The organism is Vibrio sp. ED004 (genome assembly GCF_023206395.1).
GTDB lineage: Bacteria > Pseudomonadota > Gammaproteobacteria > Enterobacterales > Vibrionaceae > Vibrio.
The window spans coordinates 2,585,054-2,609,774 of the sequence record NZ_CP066149.1; the positions used below are offsets into that span (position 1 = coordinate 2,585,054).

Below are 24,721 nucleotides of genomic sequence, written 5' to 3' on the forward strand. Positions count from 1 at the left end.
GCATCGGCGCAAGATTAAATACGGTTACGCATCAGATTACATAGGAATTTGGGAAATGACTCGCGGGTTTACTTTATTAGAGCTGTTAATAACAGTATCGGTTTTGTCGATACTGATAGCGACGGCTGCCCCGAGTTTTAGTTCGGTGACTCAAACCGTCAAGATGCAGCGACTCGCTGGTGAGTTGAATGGTTTTTTAATTCAAGCTAAGTCGGAATCGGTGAAAAGGAATCAAGATCTTTGGGTTCATTTCTCCATGGATAAAAATGAAGAGCAATCAACAGGGGAATGGAGCTTGTTGTTGAAACCGACCGAAGATCTCTCTGGCGAAACGCTGGTGATGCTATCGGGTCAACCGTTTCGAGATGTCTCGTTCTCTCATAACTATACAGGAGCAAGAATTAGTTTTGAGAGTGTAAGAGGACGACCAGCCAGAGGGACGATTTATCTTTCTCCAAACACGGCGTCTACAGACCGACTGTTGGTTAAATTATCTAGCCCTCCAGGGCGAATTAAGGTGTGCGGAGAGTCCAGTGCGCAGTATGGCTATGATGCGTGTTAGACCGACCGCGATAGCGCCGAGTAAACAGCAAGGCACATCATTAATTGAGTTAATGGTGGCGTCTGTGATTGGTGTATTTGCGATTTCGATTATCGGTAGTGTCTTTATAACAGGGCAGAGAATTGCCAAAGACAAAGGCATTGAATTATTGCTGCTACAAAATCTAACAAGCACCATGCAGGTGATGAAAGAGGATATTCAACGAGCGGGTTACGATGGTTCAAACGGTTACTCAATCAAGTTATCTGGCGCGAGTGACACAATTCAAGTCAGTGGCGGTGTGGCGGTGGGTTTTGTTTATTTCCGAGAAGGGTCGAGTAGCGATAAAGATCATCGACATATCGTTTACCGCAAGGATGGGATTCGGCTACAAATATGTGAAAAAGGCATGCTTGTTTCAGATGACCTCCTTTCGTTCAATGACGTCACATCGTGTTATTCATTGTTCGATGACAGTCTTATCGAAGTGGACGAGTTCAACATTAATTCTCAGGCATTAGAGCAAAACTCTATCAAGACCACGCTCACTGATATCAATATCACAGCTTCAATTCCAACCGCGGGTGTTTCCAAATCGCTTTCGGTCTCCATTAAACAAAGGAACTGGCAATGATGATGTTGAGAAACCAGCGTGGTGTGGTGACCTTGTTGATTACATCTGTGCTTTTAATTGGTGCGCTGGCAGTGACGTTAGGTTCATACCGCAGTGTTTTTCATCAGATCAAAGTGGCTCAAAACGAGGTCGAAGGTCGCAAAGCCCACTGGCGATCGGAAGGTGGTTTAGAGTGTGGATTCACTTACATCGCCGAAAATGACCTGACTGCTATTCCCAATGATTTAATGGATCATTGTCAGCAATCGAAAGTCGTTACGTTGGAATCAGAAGCCCTCACACCGAATATATTGGTGTCGAGTTCAGAGTCTTTATCGCTGAACAAAGAGATTAGCTTTGAAGATGCTTCGGGGCTAGGAGTAATGCAAACCAATTCGAGCTTAGAATTTATTTCAGATCACAACATCGACATTAATCCCGATATCGCTCTTACCGCTGTTGATGGTATTAACGAGTGTGTCTCAGTTCGATTTCTAGATAGTGTCATCTATAAGAACAAGGGAGGGGGACGTTTAAAGACCATTACTCCGGAGACACCACCTTTTCCTACCTTTGAGTCTTGTCAACCAACCACTGATATTAGCAGTGACGCAACCATCGATTCTGTTGGGGCATTGCCTTCAAACTCTTTTCAGTCAGACTTCAAGTTCGATCCTGATATCGATACGTTCTCTAATTACTTTGGAGTCCCTAAAACATCAGAGAATATTGACCAAATTAAGCTTGATTACCATGTTGTCGACCTGATTGATCGGACTGTATCTCCGCCCAAGCATATAGATTTAGTTAAGGGTGAGTACGAAGGAAATAAGTGTAGCAAAGCTATTAATGATGCCTTTTCAAGTGGAGAGAATAAGGTATGGGTTATCGGTGATTGCGTCGTTTATTCACCTGCGATTAATGTTGTTGAGCCTATCCCTGGCGTTGTTACACCTCGCTCACTGGTGATTCAAGATGGCATTGTTGCGAACGGTAACGTAAGCGTATTTGATGGATCTTTTTATCATCTAAATGATATGAGTATATTCGATAACCCTAACTCTCCCGATCTTGATACCGACTTGTTGAGTGACTTGTGGGCTAAAGTCCCAGATACAATTCCTATCACTGGTTTAGTACAAAGCAATTCGGTTTATATTGGATTTGCCTCTTTTTTCCCGAAAGGCGGGATGTTTTTTGATTCCACTGGAGGGCTATCGACAATTCAGGGTTCAATCAATTTAGATTATACCGGTGAATACAATCCTCATAGTGCTCCTTTGAAAGCGAAGTGGAAGCGAGGCTCATGGAATGACTTCTAAACAACAAGGTTTCAGCCTGATTGAGGTGCTTATCTCTTTTATACTCATTGGTGTTGCCTCACTAGGGCTAGTTAAATTGCAGATCTACGCTGAACAAAAATCGGATTTTGCGCTCCACAGCGTAGAGGCGCTGCATTTTGCTGAAAGGCAGATGGAGTATTATCGAACTCGGGCGTCTAGTGTGAGTGGGGCGGTCGGGCTCATTCCTTTTTCGGAACTAAATGAGGCGAACCATTGTCTCAACATAGCAAGTTCAGATCCTTTATCCGGTTTGTCGGGTTCTGCCTATGCAATGACCTGTGAGGTGACTAATGCAGGCGGTGCTTTGTCTGGCGCTCTGAAAAACATTACTGTCACAATTGCATGGCAAGATCGAATGAACCACGTACAAAATATTTACCTCGAAACTATGCTCTCCAAGTACAGTGAGTTTGATTGACTCTCAAGTAAACGTTTACTGTATGCCAAGGCTCATGCCACTCCTTTTACTGATAATTTTCACTTCTCGGACATTGTTTGCGTGCTAGTTAAAACTCTGTATATGGAATGGTGTTTTTTGTGTTTTTATATTGTTGCTGTTGTATGGTGTTTTTGCAAAATATGTCTCCATTTATGGAAAATGAGGTGGAATCTTGTGCTTTTTAATGGCGATTTAAATAGAATATGTGCTGTACCAATAGGCCGTGGTCAAAACTTATATTAGGCCTAAACAAAACAACATCACATATGGAGTTACAATGAGTAACCAAGCCGTAAAAAAAGCACCATCGACTGAGAAAATCAGTGGAATGGACCGCTTTCTAAACTTCATTGAACGCGCCGGCAACAAAATTCCAGACCCAGCAATCCTGTTCTTCTGGGCTCTAGTTATCGTATGGGTAGCATCTGCACTTTTGTCGAACCTTTCATTCGACCTAATCAACCCTCAAACGGGTGCTGCTCTAGAAGTTAACAACCTACTTACTGGTGAAGCACTTGCTAGCTTCCTAGCGAATATGGTTACCACGTTCACAGGCTTCGCACCGCTAGGCATCGTACTTGTTGCTATGCTAGGTGTTGGCGTTGCAGATTCTTCAGGCTTCATTACGACTGGCCTTAAGAAGATGCTTAACTTCACGCCAGCTAAGCTACTAACGCCAATGCTAATCCTTGTTGCTATCGTGTCTCACACAGCAGCAGATGCAGGTTACGTTCTAGTAATCCCTCTTGGCGGTATCATCTTCCACGCAGCGGGCCGTCACCCTCTAGCGGGTATTGCAGCAGCGTTTGCTGGTGTATCAGGTGGTTTCTCAGCGAACTTCATTCCTTCAGGTATTGACCCGCTACTAGCTGGTTTCACTCAAACAGCGGCAAACGTTCTTGACCCTGAATACGTGATTAACCCTCTAGCGAACATCTTCTTTACTGGCCTATCTTCAGTTCTTATTGTTGCTATCGGTTGGTACGTAACTGAGAAGATCATCGAGCCTCGCCTTGCTAACACGCCAGTTGATGAAGATGCAGAAGAAGCACCAGATCTAGGTACGTTCACTGCAATTGAATCTAAAGCATTCAAGTTTGCAGGTTGGGCAATGGTTGCAGGTATTGGTCTACTTATCGCGGCTCTTATTCCTGAAAACTCAGCGCTTCGTTCGCCTGAAGGTGAGCTAACAGCATTCTCTGCACCAGTAATGAAGTCTATCGTTCCTCTGATCTTCATCCTGTTCATCATTCCAGGTATCGTCTACGGCCGTGTAGCGGGTACTTTCAAGAACAGCAATGACGTAATCAAAGCAATGTCTGAGACGATGGCAACGATGGGCGCATACATTGTAATGTCGTTCTTCTGTGCACAGTTCCTATCGGCATTCGGTCAATCAAACATCGGTACTATGCTTGCGCTTTACGGTGCTGAAGGCCTGAAAGCGATGGACCTTCCTGGTGAAGCAACGGTTGTTGGTATGATTCTGCTAACAGCTTCAGTTAACCTTCTTGTAGGTTCTGCTTCAGCTAAGTGGGCTCTTATCGGTCCAATCCTAGTTCCAATGCTAATGGTTGTAGGTATCTCTCCTGAGCTATCTCAAGCGGCTTACCGTGTAGGTGACTCAGTGTCTAACATCATCTCTCCACTAATGGTGTTCTTCCCACTGGTTGTTGTTTACTGTCAACGCTACGTTAAGTCGACAGGTATCGGTACTCTAGCTTCTCTAATGATGCCATTCTCGATTGCTATGCTAATCGGTTGGTCTATCTTCTTGCTAGCTTACTGGGCTCTTGGTATCCCACTAGGTATCCAAGCACCTTACACTTACACAATGTAAGATTGAACTAAGCAAAATTAAGCTTTATTCATTGCTAAGCCCGCACCGAAATGTGCGGGCTTTTTTTCGCTATTTTTTTCTGTTTTTTTTGTATCCAAAACTTTTTATATCCAAGACAAAGACACTCAGCTTATACTCCGGATTACGGCTAATTGTTGGCCGGTAAATTTAGGAAATCCAAACCACATGAAGATTCTGCTTTTAGTAGGGTTAATTGTTTTAAATGGTCTGTTTGCCATGTCAGAGATTGCATTGGTCGCAGCAAAGAATAGTCGGCTGAAACGCTTAGCCGAAAAACACCGTTCCGCTCAGGTTGCGCTTGAGCTTAAAGAAAACCCAACCCGCTTCCTCTCAACCATTCAAATCGGTATCACAGTAATCGGCCTGCTCAGCGGTATTGTGGGCGAGGCGACATTGTCTGCTCCATTGGCCGTTCAACTTGAACTGTGGGGCTTAGACCCAACACAAGCGAATATCTTATCTACTGCGGTTGTGGTGGTGGGTATTACTTACTTCGCGATAGTTGTCGGTGAGCTAGTACCAAAACGTTTCGCTCAATCTCAAGCTGAAAACATCGCCGTGTTAGTGGCTCTGCCTATCTTCTGGTTATCTAAAATCGCAACGCCGTTTGTGTTTGCGCTATCGGCTTCAACCGAACGCATTCTTAAGCTGATGGGACGTGGCGGTGAAGAAGACAGCGTGACTGAAGATGATATTCATGCGCTGGTGAAAGAAGGCTCTGAATCTGGTGTGATAGAGCGAGGTGAGCAAGAGATGATTCGTAATATCTTGCAGCTTGATGATCGCCTTGTCAGCTCATTGATGACTCCTCGCAGAGACATCGATTTTCTGGATATCGACCAACCTGTTGAGAACATCTTGAAGCAGCTCCGCTCATCAAAGCACAGCGTATTCCCTCTATGCCAAGACCATCTAAATAAGGTGGTGGGCACAGTGTCGGCCAAGGCTTTATTGAATCAGGCGGGTAATCTGAGTATTCAAGTGATCATGGGGCTGTCTAAATCGCCGATCTATGTACCGGAATCGATGAAGGCATTACGTCTACTTGGCTACTTTAAAGAGTCGGGTACCGAGATGGCATTCATTGTCGATGAGTATGGTGATGTGCAAGGCTTGGTGACTCACTACGATATTCTTGAGGCGATTGCCGGAGAGTTATCGAACAACCCGAAAGACCTTTGGACAGAGCAAGTCGAAGGCGGACTTCTGGTGGACGGGTTAATCCCCCTCTGTGAGCTGAAAAACCGCTTAGAGCTTTCGGAACTAGAAGGTGAAAACGAGGGTTTCCAAACGCTGAATGGCCTTATCACGTGGCTACTAGGCCGCTTACCAGAAGTCGGTGAATTCGTGGAGTGCCAGCAGTGGCAGTTTGAAATCATCTCAGTTGAGAACAACCGCATTGTGAGTGTTAAAGCGACGCAAACCGTTAATGATGTCGTTGAAGCAGCAAGCTAAATAAAGAGCTAATCATCTAGATGGTGGCTATTGTTCATTATCTCTTTGTTGTTCATAGCCACCAAGATTAGGTATGCTTCACCGCATACTTTTTTGTTCTTATTGTTTGTTTTTCGGGAGTTCCCTTTGTCAGACCATCAATTCACCCCTCAAGATGAAATCTTCATGCGACGCGCCATTGAGGTAGCCAAGCAAGCTGAGAGTGAGGGAGAGGTTCCCGTGGGTGCTGTGTTGGTAAAAGATGGTGAGATTATCTCTGAAGGGTGGAACCGTTCGATTGGTAGCCACGATGCCACGGCACACGCAGAAATCGAAACCTTGCGTAAAGCGGGGCAAGCTCTGGAAAATTACCGACTGCTCGATACCACCTTATACGTCACGCTAGAGCCGTGCCCTATGTGTGCCGGTGCTTTGTTACACAGCCGAGTAAAACGCATTGTCTTTGGTGCACCTGACTTAAAAGCGGGTGCGGCGGGTACTGTCTTGAACTTGTTTGAAAGCCAAGCCTCGTACCACTATGCCGATGTTGAACACGGCCTATTAGAAGAAGAGTGTCGTGAGCAGCTGCAGGCGTTTTTCAAGCGCCGTAGAAAAGAGATCAAAGAGAAGCGAAAGCAAGAGCGTCTGTTGGAAGAGCAGCGTCTAGAAGCTGATAAGGTAAGTAGCGATAATAAGGTCAGTAATAAGAAATAGCTGCGAGCTTTAGGCACTCTCAACTCCAAGAGTGCCCGCGCCAAGTGACTTGGTTATCGTATTTACTCAGCAATCATCTGCATGAACGCACGGTTGCGCCAAATGATCTTCTTCTTGTTATTTGAAAGCATACGCTTACGACGGTTTGCAGCAACGGTCTTATCAAGGCGCTTCGATTTCAGTTTCTTCATCATTTCAATGATTTCCTATTTGTCGTCTGACTTTGTAGTTTGGACTAACGATTTAATTATAGTGTTATTCGTTTATTTGGCGCTGTCGCGCGCTTGGCTTACCCAGAAGAGCAGTTCTAGCTAAAACCCAGCCCCCAAGTGCAACAGAGCGTAATTTTGATTATGGTGTGCCGTTATAAAGTTCGATTGTTACTGCAATATGACACATCGATTTTCACGACCTTTTGTCGAGCTTCTTATTCTTTTACGCAGTTATAAAAAGCACAATAAAAAAGAGCAATGCTTAATGGCATTGCTCTTTTAGTCTCTACTGCGAAGGTTCTGAACTGCTTACTGTCGATTCAGCAGCGCTAATGCTTGATTCAGCACCAGAAGTCTCTAGAGGTGGGATGACGATCAACCCTTCAAGACTCTCTTCTTGTTCCTTATTACGCTTATTTACATGGCCGATGATGCTTTGGTAATAACGGCGAATGTTTTCAACGTAATTTCTAGCTTCATCACCACGGGCATAGCCGTAGCGAGTTTGGCTGTAGTACTTCTTCTGTCGTAACAGCGGCAGTCTGTCTTTCACATCGCCCCAAGCATCGGGATCGCCACCTTGTGCCTTCGTGAGGCGACGAGCGTCCATCATGTGCCCGTAACCGACATTGTATGAAGCTAGGGCAAACCAGATCTTTTCGTGTTGAGTGATTGAATCTGGCACTCGATTCACGATGCGACGTAGGTATTCAACACCACCTTGTACCGACTGTTTCGGGTCGAGACGGTTGGTCACACCAACGCTTTTCGCAGTAGGTAGTGTCAGCATCATCATGCCACGTACACCCGTTGGCGAGCGCGCAACAGGGTTCCAGTGTGACTCTTGGTATGCCAATGCAGCAATCAAGCGCCAATCAAATTCTTGTGAGTACTTCTGAAACAGCGGTGACCATTTTGGTAACTTACTGTCCAGTGCGCGGATAAAGGCACGAGTATCAACGTAGTCAAAGGTGCCGATATGACCGATGTATTTCTCTTCCAGTGAAGCCAGTTCACCAGATTGTTTTAGGTTACCGAAGAACTCAATCAGCAAAGCATACAGGCTTTCATCTTCCGATCTATTTAGGTACCAAGAGATAGGTTGGTCTTCTGTCAACTCAAATGCCAAGGCAACGTCTGGATACAAACGCTGCGCCAGTGATAGCTCGATAGAGTCAGCCACTGTGAATAAACGTTCGCCTGTTGATACTTCTTTTAGCAGGTCATTGATGTCTGCATTGCCAACCGCATCGTAGATGAAGTCATCGTGCGTTTTTTGCAGCAGTTTAAGTGTTGGTTCAAAGTGTGAGTCTTTCACCACTACCAAAGAGGGCGATAGTGTGTCACTTGATACCGCAGCTTCTGATTCAGCTTGTGCTTTTACAAACTCAGCCTGACGCTCATTCTCAAAATTGATCAATTGCTCAAGGTTTCTTGGGCGCCATTGTCCCTTTTTGTACACGACCTGTTGGCTTACATAGTAATAAGCAGGCGCGGCGCGATAAGCGCGTGTCAGTTTGTTGTTTTGCGTTAAGCCAGTTGCGATAAGGTCGATTTCGCCTTTCTTCAACGCAGGGAATAGGCCAGATAGACGGTAAGCGGGTTTAACCTCAAGCTTTACACCAAGCTCCTGCGCAAACTCACGAGCTAACTCGTAATCCAAGCCTGCTGGGCCATCAGGACCAATATAATAAGAGAGTTGGTTGTTAAGGGTGCCGACACGAAGAACGCCGCGATCTCGTATCTGCTCAAGGACACTTTTAGGTTCAGATTCAATCTGGCATCCCGCGAGCCCAACCAGAGCGATAACGAGCAGAATGAATTTAGACGAAAAGATGAGCGTAAATTTAGGCATCAAAATGAAATCTCGAAAAGTGGAAGCCCCTTTATACCAAACCCCGCAAGGCTGGCAAAGCAGGTTTAATTAAACAGATGTAAAAGTGGTGATAAATGCAGCAAAAATACCATTTACGCAGAAACATAAAAAAAATAACGCAAACGGTTGCTTTTGGTGTTACGTCACAAAAAGAAATGCTTTATAATGCGCTCGCATTGAAGAGGTGGAATCGGCATAGGTTTGGCAACCTTCGGGAATAGCTTCGAAGAAAACAGTTAGGTTGTTCCTATAACCCACTGAATTTATTCCAATACTACCTTAATCAACTGCATAAGAGACCTAAGCACATGAGAATTTTGCGTGGCTCCCCAGCTCTATCTGAGTTTCGTGTTAACAAGCTTTTAGAGCTTTGTCGTGAATTAAGCTTACCTGTAACAGGTATTTACGCTGAGTTTGCCCACTTTGCTGATTTAACGGCAGACCTAGATGAGTCTGAAGTTGAGAAGCTAGAAAAGCTACTGACTTACGGTCCAACGATTGAAGAGCATGAACCTGAAGGTTTATTGCTGCTTGCAACGCCACGCCCGGGCACTATCTCGCCTTGGTCTTCAAAATCAACAGATATCGCACATAACTGTGGACTGGCTAAAGTGTCACGTTTAGAGCGCGGTACTGCTTTCTACATTGAAACGTCTTCTGAACTTTCTGAGCTTCAACTTGTTGAGCTGAAAGCAATTCTGCACGACCGTATGATGGAAGTGGTTTTCACTGACTTCGAATCAGCGGCGGCACTATTTAGAGTTGCTGAGCCTGCTCCTTATGCGGAAGTTGACCTATTAACTGGTGGACGTAAAGCGCTTGAAGAAGCAAACGTAACCCTAGGTCTAGCACTTGCAGAAGATGAGATTGATTACCTTCTTGAAAGCTTTACTGAGAAGCTAGGTCGTAACCCGACTGACATCGAGCTAATGATGTTTGCACAAGCGAACTCAGAGCACTGTCGTCACAAGATCTTTAACGCTGATTGGACTATCGATGGCGTTAAGCAAGAAAAATCATTGTTCAAGATGATTAAGAACACTTTTGAAACGACACCAGAGCACGTTCTGTCTGCTTATAAAGATAACGCAGCAGTAATGACAGGTTCTGAAGTAGGTCGTTTCTTCCCAGATCCAGAAACTCGCCAATACAACTACCATCAAGAGAAAACACACATCTTGATGAAAGTTGAAACGCACAACCACCCAACGGCAATCTCTCCGTGGCCGGGCGCATCTACAGGTTCAGGCGGTGAAATCCGTGATGAAGGCGCAACAGGTATTGGTGGCAAACCGAAAGCTGGTCTTGTGGCATTTTCTGTCTCTAACCTTAAGATCCCGAACTTCGTTCAACCTTGGGAAACCGACTTTGGTAAGCCGAGCCGTATCGTTACTGCTCTGGATATCATGCTTGAAGGTCCTCTTGGTGGCGCGGCATTCAACAACGAATTTGGTCGTCCAAACCTACTAGGTTACTTCCGTACTTACGAAGAGAAAGTTAACTCTCACGCAGGTGAAGAAGTACGTGGTTACCACAAGCCAATCATGCTAGCTGGTGGTCTTGGTAACATCCGTGATGAGCACGTTCAGAAGAAAGAGATCCCAGTAGGTGCAAGCCTAATCGTTCTTGGTGGTCCTGCGATGAACATCGGCCTTGGTGGCGGTGCGGCATCTTCGATGGATTCTGGTTCTTCTTCTGAAGATCTAGATTTCGCTTCTGTACAACGTGAAAACCCAGAGATGGAACGTCGTTGCCAGGAAGTGATCGACCGTTGTTGGCAGCTAGGTGATGCGAACCCAATCGCATTCATCCACGATGTGGGCGCAGGCGGTATCTCAAACGCACTTCCTGAGCTAGTAGACGATGGCGAGCGTGGCGGTATCTTCAACCTACGCGACGTGCCAAACGATGAGCCAGGCATGAGCCCACTTGAGATCTGGTGTAACGAATCTCAAGAACGTTACGTAATGGCCGTTGCTGATGAAGACATGGCAACGTTCGACGCAATTTGTAAGCGTGAACGTGCACCTTACGCAGTGGTTGGTAAAGCAACGGAAGAGCGTGAGCTTAAGCTTGAAGATTCACACTTCGACAACACGCCAATCGACATGCCAATGGACATCCTTTTAGGTAAAACACCTAAGATGCACCGTGACGCGAAAACGCTCAAAGCAAATAACCCAGCGATTGACCGTTCTGGTATCGAAATGAACGAAGCGGTTGACCGTGTTCTTCGTCTACCAACCGTCGCTGAGAAAACATTCCTTATCACTATCGGTGACCGCTCGGTAACTGGCCTTGTGGCTCGTGACCAAATGGTTGGTCCATGGCAGGTTCCTGTTGCTAACTGTGCTGTAACTGCGGCAAGTTACGACTCTTACCACGGTGAGGCTATGTCTCTTGGTGAGCGTACGCCAGTAGCACTACTAGACTTCGGTGCATCGGCTCGTCTAGCGGTTGGTGAAGCAATCACAAACATCGCAGCGACGAACATCGGCGATATCAAACACATTAAGCTGTCGGCTAACTGGATGTCTCCAGCGGGTCACCCAGGTGAAGATGCAGGTCTTTACGAAGCGGTGAAAGCAGTCGGTGAAGAGCTGTGTCCAGCACTGGGTCTAACTATCCCAGTGGGTAAAGACTCAATGTCTATGAAGACGAAGTGGGAAGAGAACGGCGAGCAGAAAGAAGTAACGTCTCCGCTATCTCTTGTTATCACTGCGTTTGCTCGTGTTGAAGATGTTCGTAAGACGATTACGCCTCAGCTTCGCACTGACAAGGGTGACACATCACTAGTTCTTATCGACCTAGGTAACGGCAAAAACCGTCTAGGTGCAACGGCACTAGCGCAAGTTTACAAGCAGCTTGGTGATAAGCCAGCTGACGTAGACAACGCAGCACAACTGAAAGGTTTCTACGAAGGCGTTCAAGCACTGGTTGCTAACGACCAAGTTGTGGCTTACCACGATAAAGGCGATGGCGGTCTATTTGTTACTCTAGCTGAAATGGCATTCGCAGGTCACTGTGGTGTTAATGCAAACATTGAAGCTCTTTTAGCTGCATCAGAGAACAGCGAAGACACACTAGCAGCACTATTCAACGAAGAGTTAGGTGCGGTAATCCAAGTTCGTAATGACGACCTAGACGCAGTTCTTTCTACTCTTGCAGCAAACGGTCTAGAAGCGTGTTCACACGTAATTGGTTCTGTTGAAGCATCGGATGAGCTAGTGATTAAGTCTGGCGAGTCTGTAGTGATTGAACGTAACCGTACTGAGCTACGTACTATCTGGGCTGAGACAACGCATAAGATGCAAGGTCTACGTGATAACCCAGCATGTGCTGACCAAGAGCACGAAGCGAAGAAAGACAACTCAGACCCAGGTCTGAACGTGAAACTAAGCTTCGACGTAAACGAAGACATCGCAGCACCGTTCATCAACACAGGTGCTAAGCCTAAGATGGCAATTCTACGTGAGCAGGGTGTTAACTCTCACGTTGAAATGGCAGCAGCATTCGACCGTGCAGGCTTCGAAGCAACTGATATTCACATGAGCGACATCCTAACGGGTCAAGCAGTACTAGAAGAGTACAACGGCCTTGTAGCTTGTGGTGGCTTCTCTTACGGTGATGTATTAGGTGCAGGTGAAGGTTGGGCTAAGTCGGTTCTGTTTAACGATTCGACTCGTGACCAGTTTGAAAACTTCTTCAAACGTGAAGATACCTTCTCTCTAGGTGTGTGTAACGGTTGTCAGATGCTGTCTAACTTACGTGACCTAATTCCTGGTGCTGAGTACTGGCCACGTTTCGTTCGCAATGAATCTGAGCGCTTTGAAGCACGTTTCAGCCTAGTAGAAGTTCAGAAGTCTGATTCTGTATTCTTCAACGGCATGGAAGGTTCTCGTATGCCAATCGCTGTTTCTCACGGTGAAGGCCGCGTAGAAGTACGTGATAGCGACCACCTAAACGCGATTGAAAACTCAGGTACGGTTGCTCTACGTTACGTTGATAACAACGGTAACCAAACGCAGCAATACCCGAATAACCCGAACGGTTCGCCAAACGCTATCACTGGTTTAACAACGACTGACGGCCGCGTGACTATCATGATGCCTCACCCAGAGCGTGTGTTCCGCACAGTTGCAAACTCTTGGTCTCCAGAAGGCTGGGGCGAGAATGGCGCTTGGATGCGTATGTTCCAAAACGCTCGTAAGAATGTAGGTTAATCACTTTCTTACAGGTCGCATTAATCTAGGCTAGGTTAATCAAAAATAAAAAAGCGCAGATCGAAAGGTCTGCGCTTTTTTATTTCCTAAGATTTAGGAACCAGTGTGAAACAATTGAGGTTTGCAGTTTGCTGTTCTAAAAATCTCCACTACGCTAAATGTTATGGAATCAATTTGTTAGACGAATAATTCTTGCACTCGATCAAGGAAAGCTTCGTTCGGCTATGCAAAAACTGAATCAATCATTGTGGCATAAGAGGGAACTATGAAAACAACAATTATAAAAGCCGTTGCAGTGGCAGCGATTGTCATGTCGTTAGCTGGGTGTGTAGGTAGTAACGCGGTTACTGGGAAATTAATGAAGTTCAACGTCGAGGTGGTGGATAACCGTTACGCTCGTGCGGGCGTCAACTTCTTGCTTGCTCCGGTTTACGCACTTACCACCGCAGCCGATTACATTGTCTTTAACTCAATCGAATTCTGGGTAGGTAAGAACCCACTCACAGGCGCGCCTCACATCTTTGATAGCAAAGTCGATACCATGATTGATGTGAACGATAGCCTAGACGATTCACTAAAAGAAGCCCCACTTGGTTTCAATAATCGTCAGATCGAATGGGGTGAGATGCAACAAATCGATGAGAACACGATCCGCATGGACATCACTTACAACGATGGTCAGAAAGCCGTTCTGACAGGTGTTCGTGATGGCGACAAGGTTAGCTACTACATGGATGGCACGCTAGTATCAGAAACTTCTATTCAAGCGCTTGATCAGCTAGCCGCAGAGAAAGCGTAACTCTTTCAGCTAGATACTAATAAAAGAAAAGCCGCTGGATTTAACCCCAGCGGCTTCGTATTTTCTAGCATCTAGCATCTAGCATCTAGCATCTAGCATCTAGCATCTAGCATCTAGCGCTTAGATTAGTTGTTGCTGTGTAGCTCGCTGTTCAGTTCAACAGCAGATTTGTTCGCTAGACATTCAATTTGACCAGTGATCGAGTTGCGACGGAACAGAAGATCAGATACGCCAGCTAGGTCGCGCGCTTTGATGATTTCTACTTCGTTGCCTTCTTTATCTAGCATGCGAACTTTCGTACCCGCAGTTACGTAAAGACCCGATTCAACAGTACAACGATCGCCCATTGGGAAGCCAAGACCCGCGTTTGCGCCTAGAAGGCAGTTTTCGCCAATAGAGATAACCATAGTACCTCCACCAGATAGCGTACCCATGATAGAAGCGCCGCCGCCGATGTCTGAACCGTTACCCACAACAACACCAGCAGAGATACGACCTTCAACCATGCTTACGCCAGTTGTACCTGCGTTGAAGTTGATGAAGCCTTCGTGCATAACTGTTGTGCCTTCACCCACATGTGCGCCAAGACGAACACGAGAAGTATCAGCAATACGAATACCTGTTGGTACCACGTAATCCACCATTTTAGGGAACTTGTCTACGCAATCTACAGATAGAGCGCGACCAGCTAGGCGAGCTTCGATTTGACGCTCAGCCAGCTCAGGAAGATCGATTGGACCTTCGTTAGTCCATGCGATGTTGTGCAGTAGACCGAAGATACCGTCTAGTACCGTACCGTGTGGTTGAACTAGGCGGTTAGAGATAAGTTGTAGCTTAAGGAAGCCTTCAGCAACAGATGCTGGCTTCTCGTCAGTTGCAAGAACAACAAGAACAAGTGGCTGCTCAGATGCTGCTTTTTCTGCGAAAGATGCGTTTGCTGCATCGTCGTTTGCTGCGAATGCTTTCGCTAGTTCTGCGCTTTGTGCAGCAGAGATTTCGATAGCTTGGTTGCCTTCAGTGTAACCTGCAACTTCACCAACAGCCGCTACTAGAGCGTCGCTTGGGTTTAGAAGTGGGTTAGGGAAGAACGCTTCAATGATTTTATTGTCGCGGTTTTTGGTTGCCGTACCGAAGGCTAGTGAAAAGTAAGCCATGTTGAATCTCCATGTGTTGAGTCTTGATTTTGCTATTTCATAACAGCGGCTCGAATAACAAGCGCTGCCGTTAGCAAAGTTAATTTAATTGCGTTCATCATAAAGAGAGCGCCCTCGTTATGAAAGGGCGCATCGGGATAAAGTCTGTAAAATGATATTGCTTGTCTTTTGAGAGATATTTTTCTGCAATGAGAAAACACTGCAGATCAACACAAATTGATTGGTGCGTTAATCAACATCCTCCTGTGAATAGCTTCTTTAGACAAACAGCGCCTTATAAGCCTGTTCAATTCCTTCAATCAACATCTGCATACCGATAACTGCGAGTATCAACCCCATCATTCGAGTAATCACGTTCAGTGCGCTTGGCCCTACGGCTTTCACGAAGCGTTCGCCGAATACAAATAATACGTAGGTTAAGGTGCACAGAAGACCAAAGGCGACGATGGTAATGATGGTTTCGTAAATGCCTTCAGTGCTGGCGAAGTTCATCGCAGTGGCGATGGTGCCCGGGCCTGCCAGTATCGGCATGGCTAAAGGTGATACTGCGATGCTAAGCGCTGCGTCGCGTTGGGCGTCTGAGTTCACTTTCTCTTTTGCTTTGGCGTGTGTTGAATCACCTTGTAGCATGTGAAAGCCAATCAAAAAGACCAGAATACCGCCCGTGATGCGCAGTGCGTACAGCGTGATACCAAAGAGGTCAAAAATCAGTTTGCCAGATAGCGCAAACGTACTGACGATGACAAATGCGATAAACACTGAACGGAAGGCGATGGACTTGACCGTTTCCCTGTCGTTATCACCAGTTAATCCAAGAAAGATTGGGGTGTTGGCGATTGGGTTCATGATGGCAAAAAAGCCCATGAACACAGTAATGGTATGAATGATGAGCTCTTTCATATTATTCCTTTGAAAATATGCAGTTAAATACTAATGGTTGGTGTATTTAATCTTAGATACAAATAATTATTAGAAATAGATAGTAGAGCAAGTGTGAATAAAAAACAGCCAGCATAAGGCTGGCTGTTTGGTTTTAGTGATAGGTGTAGAGTTTTGGTCGTGCGTTATTGCGCGTTTCTCAATTAAAAAGCTCCACAAAAGGCTCTGCATGACAGGCCGACTATAGAGCTCGTTTTGTCGCTATGCGTTTTGAGATTCACTCACTGCGACAGCCAATGCAACCGTAGCACCTACCATTGGGTTGTTACCCATACCGATGAAGCCCATCATTGCTACGTGAGCTGGAACAGAAGAGCTACCAGCGAATTGAGCGTCAGCATGCATTCTACCCATGGTATCTGTCATGCCGTAAGACGCAGGGCCAGCGGCAACGTTGTCTGGGTGTAATGTACGGCCTGTGCCGCCGCCTGAAGCGACTGAGAAGTAAGGCAAGCCTTGGCGAGTACGCTCTGCTTTGTAGATACCTGCAACAGGGTGTTGGAAGCGTGTTGGGTTGGTTGAGTTACCCGTGATACTCACATCCACTTCTTCTCTGTGCATGATAGCTACGCCTTCACGCACATCATCAGCGCCATAACATAAGATCTCTCCACGAGGACCTTGTGAGAAGCGGCGACGCTCGGTTTCAACCAATTCACCCGTTTGGTAATCAAACTGAGTACGAACATAAGTAAAGCCATTGATACGAGAGATTAAGTAAGCCGCATCTTTACCTAGACCGTTTAAGATAACTTTCAATGGTGTTTTGCGTGATTTGTTCACGTTCAGCGCAATCTTGATCGCGCCTTCTGCAGCAGCAAAAGACTCATGGCCAGCAAGGAACGCAAAGCAGTGGCTCTCTTCATTGAGTAGGCGAGCAGCCAGTGCGCCGTGGCCGATACCGACTTGGCGTTGCTCTGCAACACTGCCGGGTTTTGTGAATGCTTGAAGGCCTTCACCAATGATATTCGCCGCTTGTTCTGCGTTGTTCGCTTTACGGAACAGAGCTAATGCAGCACCAAGAGTGTAAGCGTCAGCTGCGCTTTCAAATGCGATAGGTTGAGTGTCCATCACTAATGCTTTTGGATCGACATTGTGTGATAGACAGTATTGGTTTGCTTGCTCTAAAGAGTCGAAGTTCATTTCTGCCAATACGCGAGTTACTGATTCATTAAATTGAGTGTTCATCATATCTTTCCTCTTAATTGGCAAAATTATTGTTGGCGTGGGTTAATGGTGGTTACGGCTTCGTCGAAGCGACCATAAGTACCCGTCGCAAGGTCAGCAGCTTCGTTCGCTGGTACGCCTTGGTTAATCGCCTTCATCATTTTGCCGAGGTTGAGATATTCGTAGCCAATCACTTCACTGTGATCATCAAGTGCAAGCTTGGTCACGTAACCTTCTGCAAGCTCTAGGTAACGAACGCCTTTCGCTGAGGTTGAATAGCTGGTACCGACTTGGCTACGCTGTGTTTGACCTAAGTCTTCTAACGCTGCGCCGATCTCTAGGCCGCCTTCAGAGAAAGCAGACTGAGTTCGACCGTAAACAAACTGTAGGAAGATTTCGCGCATCGCTACGTTGATAGCATCACATACTAAGTCAGTATTCAGCGCTTCAAGAATGGTTTTTCCGGTGAGGATTTCAGCAGCCATCGCGGCAGATTGCGTCATGCCGGAACAACCAATGGTTTCGATTAATGCTTCTTCGATGATGCCGTTTTTTACGTTAAGAGTCAGTTTTGCAGCACCTTGTTGTGGTGCACAAGTGCCTACGCCATGGCTTAAGCCAGAAATAGCGATGACATCTTTTGGGCTAACCATTGCGCCTTCAACTGGAATTGGAGCTGAATTGTGAAGATCACCCCTTTGAATAGGGCACATTGATTGAATTTCTGAAGAGTAGTGCATAATGTTTTCTCACTTATAGAGCCGTTTAAGACCTAGGGCGTTGAGAAAACAGGACGTGTTGGAAGAGGTGCGGCTAATTCACTACAGATCTTGAGTATCGATAATCCAAAGGTGTCATGGATCTTGGTCTTAATAGACTAAGTCCATTGCAAAATGGAGGAATAGCGATACGTCCAACAGTATTACCTGTTTTCGATTCTGTAGGAGTCATTAGCACTGTTCGGAAAGAACGGGCGGTTGAAGCAAAAGCTTAGGTGGAACCCCATCACCTGATGGCTATAGATTAGATCTTTATCACACTTTCATGCAAGCGAATGTTTAGAGCGATTTCGACTATAAACAAGCTTCATTATATTTCGATAAGTATAAAAAAAACGCCAATAACGAACTCTGATTAGAGGCGTCATTGACGTTTTTTAGAAAGGTATCAGCTAGTTATGCTGCATCTTCTTCTGCGTCTTCAACAGCTTCAAGCTTCTTAGCTTTTTTCGGAGCTGGCTTACGCTTAGCACCTAATGCGTAAAGAACTTCTTCTTTGTTCTTCGCTAGGTACATTGCAAGTTCTTCTTGCTTGCCTTCATCTTCAACTAAATCGCTTTTGCCTAACAGTTCAAAAAGCTCATCAGCCATATCCAGCATTTTGTCGTATGCGTCAGCTTCGGCTTTAGAGGTAAAAGTCATTTTCTCTTCTCCGTTGCGTTCCACCACGTACTTGACGATAACAGCCATGGTTAATCCTCTAAGTTTGATAAATTTTACTGGCTTTTTATACAGTTTCTGATGCGAAAAGTCCAGTTGGAGCCCGAACTATGCGGCCTCAATCTTGATGTGTAGCCCAGTCTTCACAATAACCCATGAAAGATTTCAGCAGTGGGCTTTGATATTTGTCTTTATGGACCAGCATCCAGAATCGGCGTTTCATATCGAGTGGTACATCTAGTGCTTTCACTCGGCCTGAATCAATCGCGCGCTGTGCCGCTAAACGCGATAAACAGGCAAAGCCCAGACCTGCAGAAACAGAGTTGATGATCGCTTCGGTGGTGTTGAGCTCAAATGATTCGTACCAGTGCTCGATACGCGGTGCAACGGCACGCAAGAAAAACTCACGTGTACCTGAGCCTGACTCGCGCAATATCCAATGGCTGTCTTCTAAATCATGCAGAGCAACTTTGTTTTGTGAAACGAGAGGGTGTTGATTACTAACGATAATACACATCTCATCGCTACTGAACTGGCTAGATATCAATTCAGGGTGGAGTGTTTTTCCTTCAATTAGTGCGATATCCAGTTCATAATCCACCAACTTTTGGCATATCAGCGCACTGTTTGAAATGAACAAGCTCTGGTCTTGATGCTGAGTTCGTTCGCGAAAGCCAGACAGAATAAAGGGTGCGACCTGATTACCAATTGTGTCACTCGCGCCAACCTTGAGATTGCCACTTAATGGTTGGTCGTCGCGGAACAAAACATCGATGCCTGCAGCTCTGTGAAGTATCTCATCGGCCAAAGGAAGTAACTTTTGTCCCTCCTGATTGAGAATTAATCGGTTGTTGACCCGGTCAAATAGAGAGTGACCTAACTGTTTCTCCATTTCGCCTAGTGCCATGCTGACCGCTGCTTTAGACAAAAACAGCGCTTCGGATGCGGCGGTAAGCGTCGAATGCTGGGTAATGGTGACAAACACTTTGAGTTGTTTGATTGAGATATTAGCCATCAGGTTCCTAGTTTTGCGCTGCTGGTGGAAAGGGTTGTTCAGTATTGATGAACACTTGTTATATATAATTGGATATTGTTTAACGAAGCGCAAGCGTATTATGGCTTCAACAAGCTGATGAGTTCACAAGTTTAGTGAATTAAGTTTAAGAGAGGCTGACATGATTCAACGTATTAAATATAGATTAACAGGAGCTCCAACACCCATGGCAGGGTTAGCACTAGCAATCGCAAGCTTAGGTTGGTGCTGGGATGGCGTTTTAGTCGCACAAGGTATTTTGCACACTTCTGGCTTAGTGCAGTGGATCAGTGCGGGTATTGCAGCGGTATTGCTTCTTGTTTTGGCTGTGAAATTTTTGATTCATGGCCACCTATTGCGTGAAGATCTTGCTCACCCTGTTGTCGGCAGTGTGGTACCAACATTTGCTATGGGGTGCATGGTGGTATCTGCGTCTTTGGCGCCAATCTCTCAATTCTTACAAGAAGCGATGTGGTTGGCATCTGTGGCTTTGCACGTTGTATTTCTAGTGAGCTTTTTGTACCACAGAGCTAAAAACTTTGAGATTCACCACATGGTGCCAAGTTGGTTTGTGCCACCGATCGGTATTATCGTAGCTGACGTTTCTTTCTCTGGTAATCCAGTTTTAGAGCCAGTAGCGAACGCGACTTTGGTATTCGGTTTATTGGTTTACGCTGTGATGTTACCACTGATGGTTTACCGCTTGATCTTCTCTCACGAAGTGCCAGATGCAGCAAAACCAACGATTGCGATTATGGCAGCACCAGCGAGCCTATCTTTGGCGGGTTACTTAACCGTTACTGCTAGCCCTTCACCAGTGATCATTGGTTTATTATTTGGTATTGCAGTGTTGATGACGTTTATTATCTACATCGCGTTTTTCAAACTACTTCGTCTGCCATTCAGCCCAGGCTATGCAGCGTTTACTTTCCCAATCGTGATTGGTGCAACAGCGTTATTTAAATTGGCGGCTTGGATGCAAGTACAAGGTGTTGAAGCGCACTACATCAGCCAAGTGTTCAATCTAGCGTACCTAGAACTCATAGTGGCAACCTTCGTCGTTGGTTATGTCGCTGTTCGTTACTACATGAACTACAAACCTCATCGTGTTTTAAGTGCGGTAGCCGGCAGATTGTAAAGGGCAATAGTTCAAAAGATAAACGGACCTTAAGCTTTCGGTATTTCATAAGCTTATATTCCTCATCCAAACTCAGCACTTATGCTAATCTGGCAGTATATTGTGGCAAGATTAGCGTGAGTGCACTTTGTTTACTGTTTACCATTCCAATAAAGTTGATACTTTAAAAATTCTTCTCGTTCACTTGATCAAAAGTGACCCTTTAGCCAATCCTTTCGAAAAAGAGCAGATTCTGGTTCAGAGCCCGGGTATGTCTCAATGGCTTAAGATGGAACTCGCCAAAGAATTTGGTGTAGCAGCAAATATCGATTTTCCTCTTCCAGCAACATTCATTTGGGATATGTTTACCCAAGTGCTTCCTGATGTACCTAAACGCAGTGCTTTTAACAAAGAAGCGATGACGTGGAAGCTGATGAGTTTGCTACCCGCGAAACTTGGCCACCCTGATTTCTTACCCCTACAGCGCTATCTTGAAAACGACGAAGATGATTCAAAGCTGTATCAATTAGCTGAGAAAATTGCCGATATCTTTGATGGCTACTTGGTATACCGACCTGAGTGGATGGCGATGTGGGAAGCGGGAGAGCCCGTTACAGAGTTGATTGATAGTGAAGGGCAGCAAGAACACCCTTGGCAGCCGATTTTGTGGAAGGCACTCTATGATCAAACGCTGTCTCAAGGTCAATCAAAGTATCACCGTGGTAATTTGTATCACGACTTCATTGAAGCGTTAGCTAATCAACAAGGCCAGTTACAACACCTGCCGAAACGTCTGTTTGTATTTGGTATTTCGTCGCTGCCTCCTCGCTACATGGATGCTTTGAAAGCACTTGGCGAACAGATTGATGTCCACCTGATGTTTACTAACCCTTGTCAGCATTACTGGGGCGACATCCGCGACCGTAAGTACTTGGCAAGAGTTGAAGCGCAGCGTCGCAAGCAGTTTGCATTGGTTGATGGTTTACCTCAGCTAGAAGGTGAAGTATCACCATTGAAAGATGGCATTGAAGCGAATGTCGAAGATGAACTACATACCAGCCAAGCGGTTGGCAATAGCTTGCTTGCGTCTATGGGTAAGCTGGGCAGAGATAACCTGTTCTTACTGTCTCAATCAGACAGTGAAGAGCACGAGTTCTTTATTGATGTTGAGAGAGACAGTCTGCTGCATCAACTGCAAGCCGATATTCTCCAGTTAGAAGAACATCAAGATGATCACATCTTAGATTCCAGCAACCACAAACAAGTGGTTGAACTGGGTGATCGCTCGTTGACTGTGCATGCTTGTCACAGCCCAATGCGCGAGGTGGAAGTTCTTCATGACCAGCTATTGGCGATGTTTGATGCCGATCCGACACTAAAACCACGCGATATCATCGTAATGGTGTCTGACATTAATGCTTATAGCCCAGCGATTCAGGCTGTATTTGGTAATGCTCCGGGCGAGCGTTATATCCCTTACTCGATCTCTGATAGAACCGCAGACCAAGAAAGCCCAATTCTGACCGCCTTCATGCAGTTGGTCGCGCTACCGAATACGCGCTGCTTAGCCTCTGAGTTGCTAGAACTATTAGAAATTCCTGCGATGATGGCACGCTTTGGTATTGATGAATTCCAATTTGAGCAAGCCAAGCAATGGGTTGAAGAAGCGGGCATTCGTTGGGGTGTTGACGCTTCAACGGCGACAGAATTTGATCTACCTGCGACCAAGCAAAACACTTGGCTATTCGGTATCCAGCGCATGCTCTTAGGCTATGCGATGTCGGATTCCGCAGGTTTGTTTGAAACCGAACACTCTCCGATTGCTGCTTATAACGAAGTTCAAGGCATTAACGCCGAACTTGCTGGTAAGTTAGCGCACTTTATCGATCGCATTGCTCATTACCGTCAACGCTTAACTGAAACACAACCTATCGATATGTGGCGTGAAACCTTGCTGCAAATGATTGATGATTTCTTTGCGGTTGAGCTAGAAGGTGAGGTGGTGCTTAAGTCGATTCGTGATGCACTTTCGCAACTGAACGAACAGCTTGATGATGCCTTGTACGAACAAGAACTGTCGCCAAGCATTATCTACCAGTACCTCAATAATAAGTTATCTGGCGCGCGCATTAGCCAGCGCTTCTTAGCTGGCCAAGTTAACTTTTGTACCTTGATGCCGATGCGTTCTATTCCGTTCAAAACCGTCTGTTTGTTAGGCATGAATGATGGTGTTTACCCTCGCTCAATGCCGCCAGAAGGTTTTGATCTAATGAACGGACGCACACGACCTGGCGATCGTTCTCGCCGTGATGATGACCGCTACCTATTCTTAGAGGCGATGTTGTCAGCGCAAGAATGTTTATACATCAGCTATGTCGGCCGCTCGATTCAAGATAATACCGAGCGAGTGCCGTCGGTATTGGTTTCAGAGTTGATCGAGTACTGCCAGCAGAACTACTGCTTAAGTGAAGACCAAGCGTTGCCAAGCGATGATTCTGGTATCAACCTGACTCAAGCGATCAGCTTTGAACACACCATGACACCGTTCAGCCCTGCTGCGTTTACTCAAGGTGATGCGAGCCATGTGCTGAGTTACGCCAAAGAGTGGCTTCCAGCGGCTAACCGTTCCGGTGAACGCAGTGGTGAATTCAATCGTGCATTGGATGACTATTTGTTGGGTGCGACGTACCCGTTAGAACTCGATTTGGTTGAATTACAGCGTTTTTGGCGTTTGCCAGTGCAGTACTTCTTTAATCGCCGTCTAAAAGTGGTGTTTGAGCCGCCACTTCCTGTGATGGAAGACGATGAGCCATTTGTACTTAATGGTTTAGAGAGTTTCCAACTTAAGGATGCTTTGCTGCAAGTGTTACTGGACCACCCTGAAGGCGCAGACGAAGCCGTTCGATTGTTTGTCTCTGAGCAAAAAGCACAGGGTCGTTTACCGGTCGGCGCCTTTGGTGATATCGAATTTGAAACCAACCGTGTTCAAGCGGAAGACTTAGCCAAAGAGATTCGATTTGTGAGCGGATCACCGCAACAAGATCTCGAAGTGAATATCGAATTTGATGTGTTAGGCGAAGGCAAACCTGTTCGTTTGATGGGTTGGTTAACTCAAAACTATCAATCAGGTCTAGTGCGTTTCCGTAGCGGTAAAATACGCTCTCAAGATTATTTGGCCGCGTGGATTGATCATCTATGTTGTGCAGTGATGGGGCACGGAAAAACGACCCATATTATTGGCTACGACAGAAAAGAGGGCGTGGTTCACCAAACGCTACAACCTATCGGCGATGCGCAGCAGGCGAAGAGCTTGTTGGCTGAATTAGTGCGACTGTTTTATCAAGGCATGACTGCACCATTGCCTTATTTTCCGAAAACCGCATTGGCTGGTGTTGAAGCGGGCTTTAGTCGTGGTAAGTGGGTCGATGACGAAGAAAAGTCACTTAAGAAAATGGCTGATACCTTTAATGACAGCTTCGCCTTTACGGGCGAGGGCAGAGATACTTACATCTCTCGAATTTGGCCTAAGTGGGATGATGAACTGGCTGCTGAGTCGCGTATGTATTCAACGCTTGTGTTACAGGCCACAAGACTTGCCGCTGCCGATCTTGAAGATCAGGAATAATCGGCAGTGATCAGCAAGATCGCCAATGATACTAACGTCAAAGAGATGTGCTTGAATAAAGGCATGGAAAATAAAGAGTTAGATGTAAATTTGGAGTGCTTGACTTATCAAAAGGTTAGAGATAATCGAGGTATAAGTTTAGTAAAAGTGATAGATAGTGACTTGCGGGAAGTCAGGGTACAGGAAATAAAG

At 45.8% G+C, this 24,721-nt stretch carries 19 protein-coding genes and 1 riboswitch; of the genes, 11 read left to right on the top strand and 8 right to left on the bottom strand.

Features of this window, described 5'->3' with window-relative positions:
* Positions 1 to 55: 55 nt before the first annotated feature.
* The 7 genes from ITG10_RS11620 to tadA all read left to right on the top strand — a co-directional run bounded on the left by ITG10_RS11620 (position 56) and on the right by tadA (position 6,945).
* A complete protein-coding gene (locus tag ITG10_RS11620) occupies positions 56 to 562 on the top strand; it encodes a GspH/FimT family pseudopilin (RefSeq protein ID WP_017631958.1) in 507 nt (168 codons plus the stop codon).
* On the top strand, positions 543 to 1,175 hold the full coding sequence (locus ITG10_RS11625; RefSeq protein ID WP_017631957.1) for a hypothetical protein: 633 nt from the start codon (positions 543 to 545) through the stop codon (positions 1,173 to 1,175). The genes ITG10_RS11620 and ITG10_RS11625 overlap by 20 nt, the downstream gene beginning before the upstream one ends.
* Entirely contained in the window at positions 1,172 to 2,476 is a 1,305-nt protein-coding gene (locus ITG10_RS11630) for a hypothetical protein (RefSeq protein ID WP_017631956.1), read from the top strand. The genes ITG10_RS11625 and ITG10_RS11630 overlap by 4 nt, the downstream gene beginning before the upstream one ends.
* Positions 2,466 to 2,915, top strand: a complete 450-nt coding sequence (locus ITG10_RS11635; protein WP_017631955.1) for a prepilin-type N-terminal cleavage/methylation domain-containing protein — start codon at positions 2,466 to 2,468, stop codon at positions 2,913 to 2,915. Before ITG10_RS11630 ends, ITG10_RS11635 begins: the two co-directional genes overlap by 11 nt.
* Positions 2,916 to 3,213: 298 nt before the next feature.
* Positions 3,214 to 4,776, top strand: coding sequence for an AbgT family transporter (locus ITG10_RS11640; protein ID WP_123322668.1), 1,563 nt, complete (start codon positions 3,214 to 3,216; stop codon positions 4,774 to 4,776).
* 186 nt (positions 4,777 to 4,962) lie between these two features.
* Positions 4,963 to 6,252 carry a hemolysin family protein gene (locus ITG10_RS11645; RefSeq protein ID WP_017631953.1) on the top strand — a complete coding sequence of 430 codons (1,290 nt, stop codon included), beginning with the start codon at positions 4,963 to 4,965 and terminating at the stop codon, positions 6,250 to 6,252.
* Positions 6,253 to 6,378: 126 nt separating this feature from the next.
* Positions 6,379 to 6,945 carry a tRNA adenosine(34) deaminase TadA gene (gene tadA / locus ITG10_RS11650; protein ID WP_017631952.1) on the top strand — a complete coding sequence of 189 codons (567 nt, stop codon included), beginning with the start codon at positions 6,379 to 6,381 and terminating at the stop codon, positions 6,943 to 6,945.
* Positions 6,946 to 7,007: 62 nt separating this feature from the next.
* Here tadA and ITG10_RS26310 read toward each other — a convergent pair whose 3' ends face one another.
* Both ITG10_RS26310 and mltF read right to left on the bottom strand, forming a co-directional pair.
* Positions 7,008 to 7,139 carry a hypothetical protein gene (locus tag ITG10_RS26310; RefSeq protein WP_017059878.1) on the bottom strand — a complete coding sequence of 44 codons (132 nt, stop codon included), beginning with the start codon at positions 7,137 to 7,139 and terminating at the stop codon, positions 7,008 to 7,010.
* A gap of 304 nt (positions 7,140 to 7,443) precedes the next feature.
* Positions 7,444 to 9,012, bottom strand: a complete 1,569-nt coding sequence (mltF, locus tag ITG10_RS11655; protein ID WP_017631951.1) for a membrane-bound lytic murein transglycosylase MltF — start codon at positions 9,010 to 9,012, stop codon at positions 7,444 to 7,446.
* A 329-nt stretch (positions 9,013 to 9,341) separates the two neighbouring features.
* Here mltF and purL point away from each other — a divergent pair, with 329 nt between their 5' ends.
* Both purL and ITG10_RS11665 read left to right on the top strand, forming a co-directional pair.
* Complete coding sequence (gene purL, locus ITG10_RS11660; protein WP_017631949.1) at positions 9,342 to 13,256, top strand: phosphoribosylformylglycinamidine synthase; 3,915 nt, start codon at positions 9,342 to 9,344, stop codon at positions 13,254 to 13,256.
* Positions 13,257 to 13,521: 265 nt separating this feature from the next.
* Entirely contained in the window at positions 13,522 to 14,055 is a 534-nt protein-coding gene (locus ITG10_RS11665) for a DUF3332 domain-containing protein (protein WP_017631948.1), read from the top strand.
* A gap of 125 nt (positions 14,056 to 14,180) precedes the next feature.
* Here ITG10_RS11665 and dapD read toward each other — a convergent pair whose 3' ends face one another.
* The 6 genes from dapD to ITG10_RS11695 form a co-directional block, all read right to left on the bottom strand.
* Positions 14,181 to 15,209, bottom strand: a complete 1,029-nt coding sequence (gene dapD / locus ITG10_RS11670) for a 2,3,4,5-tetrahydropyridine-2,6-dicarboxylate N-succinyltransferase (RefSeq protein ID WP_248386408.1) — start codon at positions 15,207 to 15,209, stop codon at positions 14,181 to 14,183.
* Positions 15,210 to 15,467: 258 nt separating this feature from the next.
* Positions 15,468 to 16,109, bottom strand: a complete 642-nt coding sequence (locus ITG10_RS11675) for a MarC family protein (RefSeq protein WP_017631947.1) — start codon at positions 16,107 to 16,109, stop codon at positions 15,468 to 15,470.
* Positions 16,110 to 16,349: 240 nt separating this feature from the next.
* On the bottom strand, positions 16,350 to 17,339 hold the full coding sequence (locus ITG10_RS11680; RefSeq protein WP_017631946.1) for a GGGtGRT protein: 990 nt from the start codon (positions 17,337 to 17,339) through the stop codon (positions 16,350 to 16,352).
* A 23-nt stretch (positions 17,340 to 17,362) separates the two neighbouring features.
* Positions 17,363 to 18,055, bottom strand: a complete 693-nt coding sequence (locus tag ITG10_RS11685) for an iron-sulfur cluster assembly scaffold protein (protein ID WP_017068533.1) — start codon at positions 18,053 to 18,055, stop codon at positions 17,363 to 17,365.
* Between the two features lie 194 nt (positions 18,056 to 18,249).
* Positions 18,250 to 18,334, bottom strand: a riboswitch (Fluoride riboswitch).
* A 156-nt stretch (positions 18,335 to 18,490) separates the two neighbouring features.
* Positions 18,491 to 18,784: a YebG family protein gene (locus ITG10_RS11690; RefSeq protein WP_008223840.1), complete on the bottom strand. Its 294-nt coding sequence runs from the start codon at positions 18,782 to 18,784 to the stop codon at positions 18,491 to 18,493.
* Between the two features lie 88 nt (positions 18,785 to 18,872).
* Positions 18,873 to 19,769, bottom strand: a complete 897-nt coding sequence (locus ITG10_RS11695) for a LysR family transcriptional regulator (protein ID WP_017631945.1) — start codon at positions 19,767 to 19,769, stop codon at positions 18,873 to 18,875.
* Between the two features lie 205 nt (positions 19,770 to 19,974).
* On the opposite strand from ITG10_RS11695, the gene ITG10_RS11700 reads away from it, so the two are divergent.
* Positions 19,975 to 20,925 (top strand): TDT family transporter, encoded by a 951-nt coding sequence (locus ITG10_RS11700; RefSeq protein WP_017631944.1) that lies wholly within the window; start codon positions 19,975 to 19,977, stop codon positions 20,923 to 20,925.
* A gap of 127 nt (positions 20,926 to 21,052) precedes the next feature.
* Entirely contained in the window at positions 21,053 to 24,529 is a 3,477-nt protein-coding gene (gene recC / locus ITG10_RS11705; protein WP_017631943.1) for an exodeoxyribonuclease V subunit gamma, read from the top strand.
* The last annotated feature ends 192 nt before the right edge of the window (positions 24,530 to 24,721 follow it).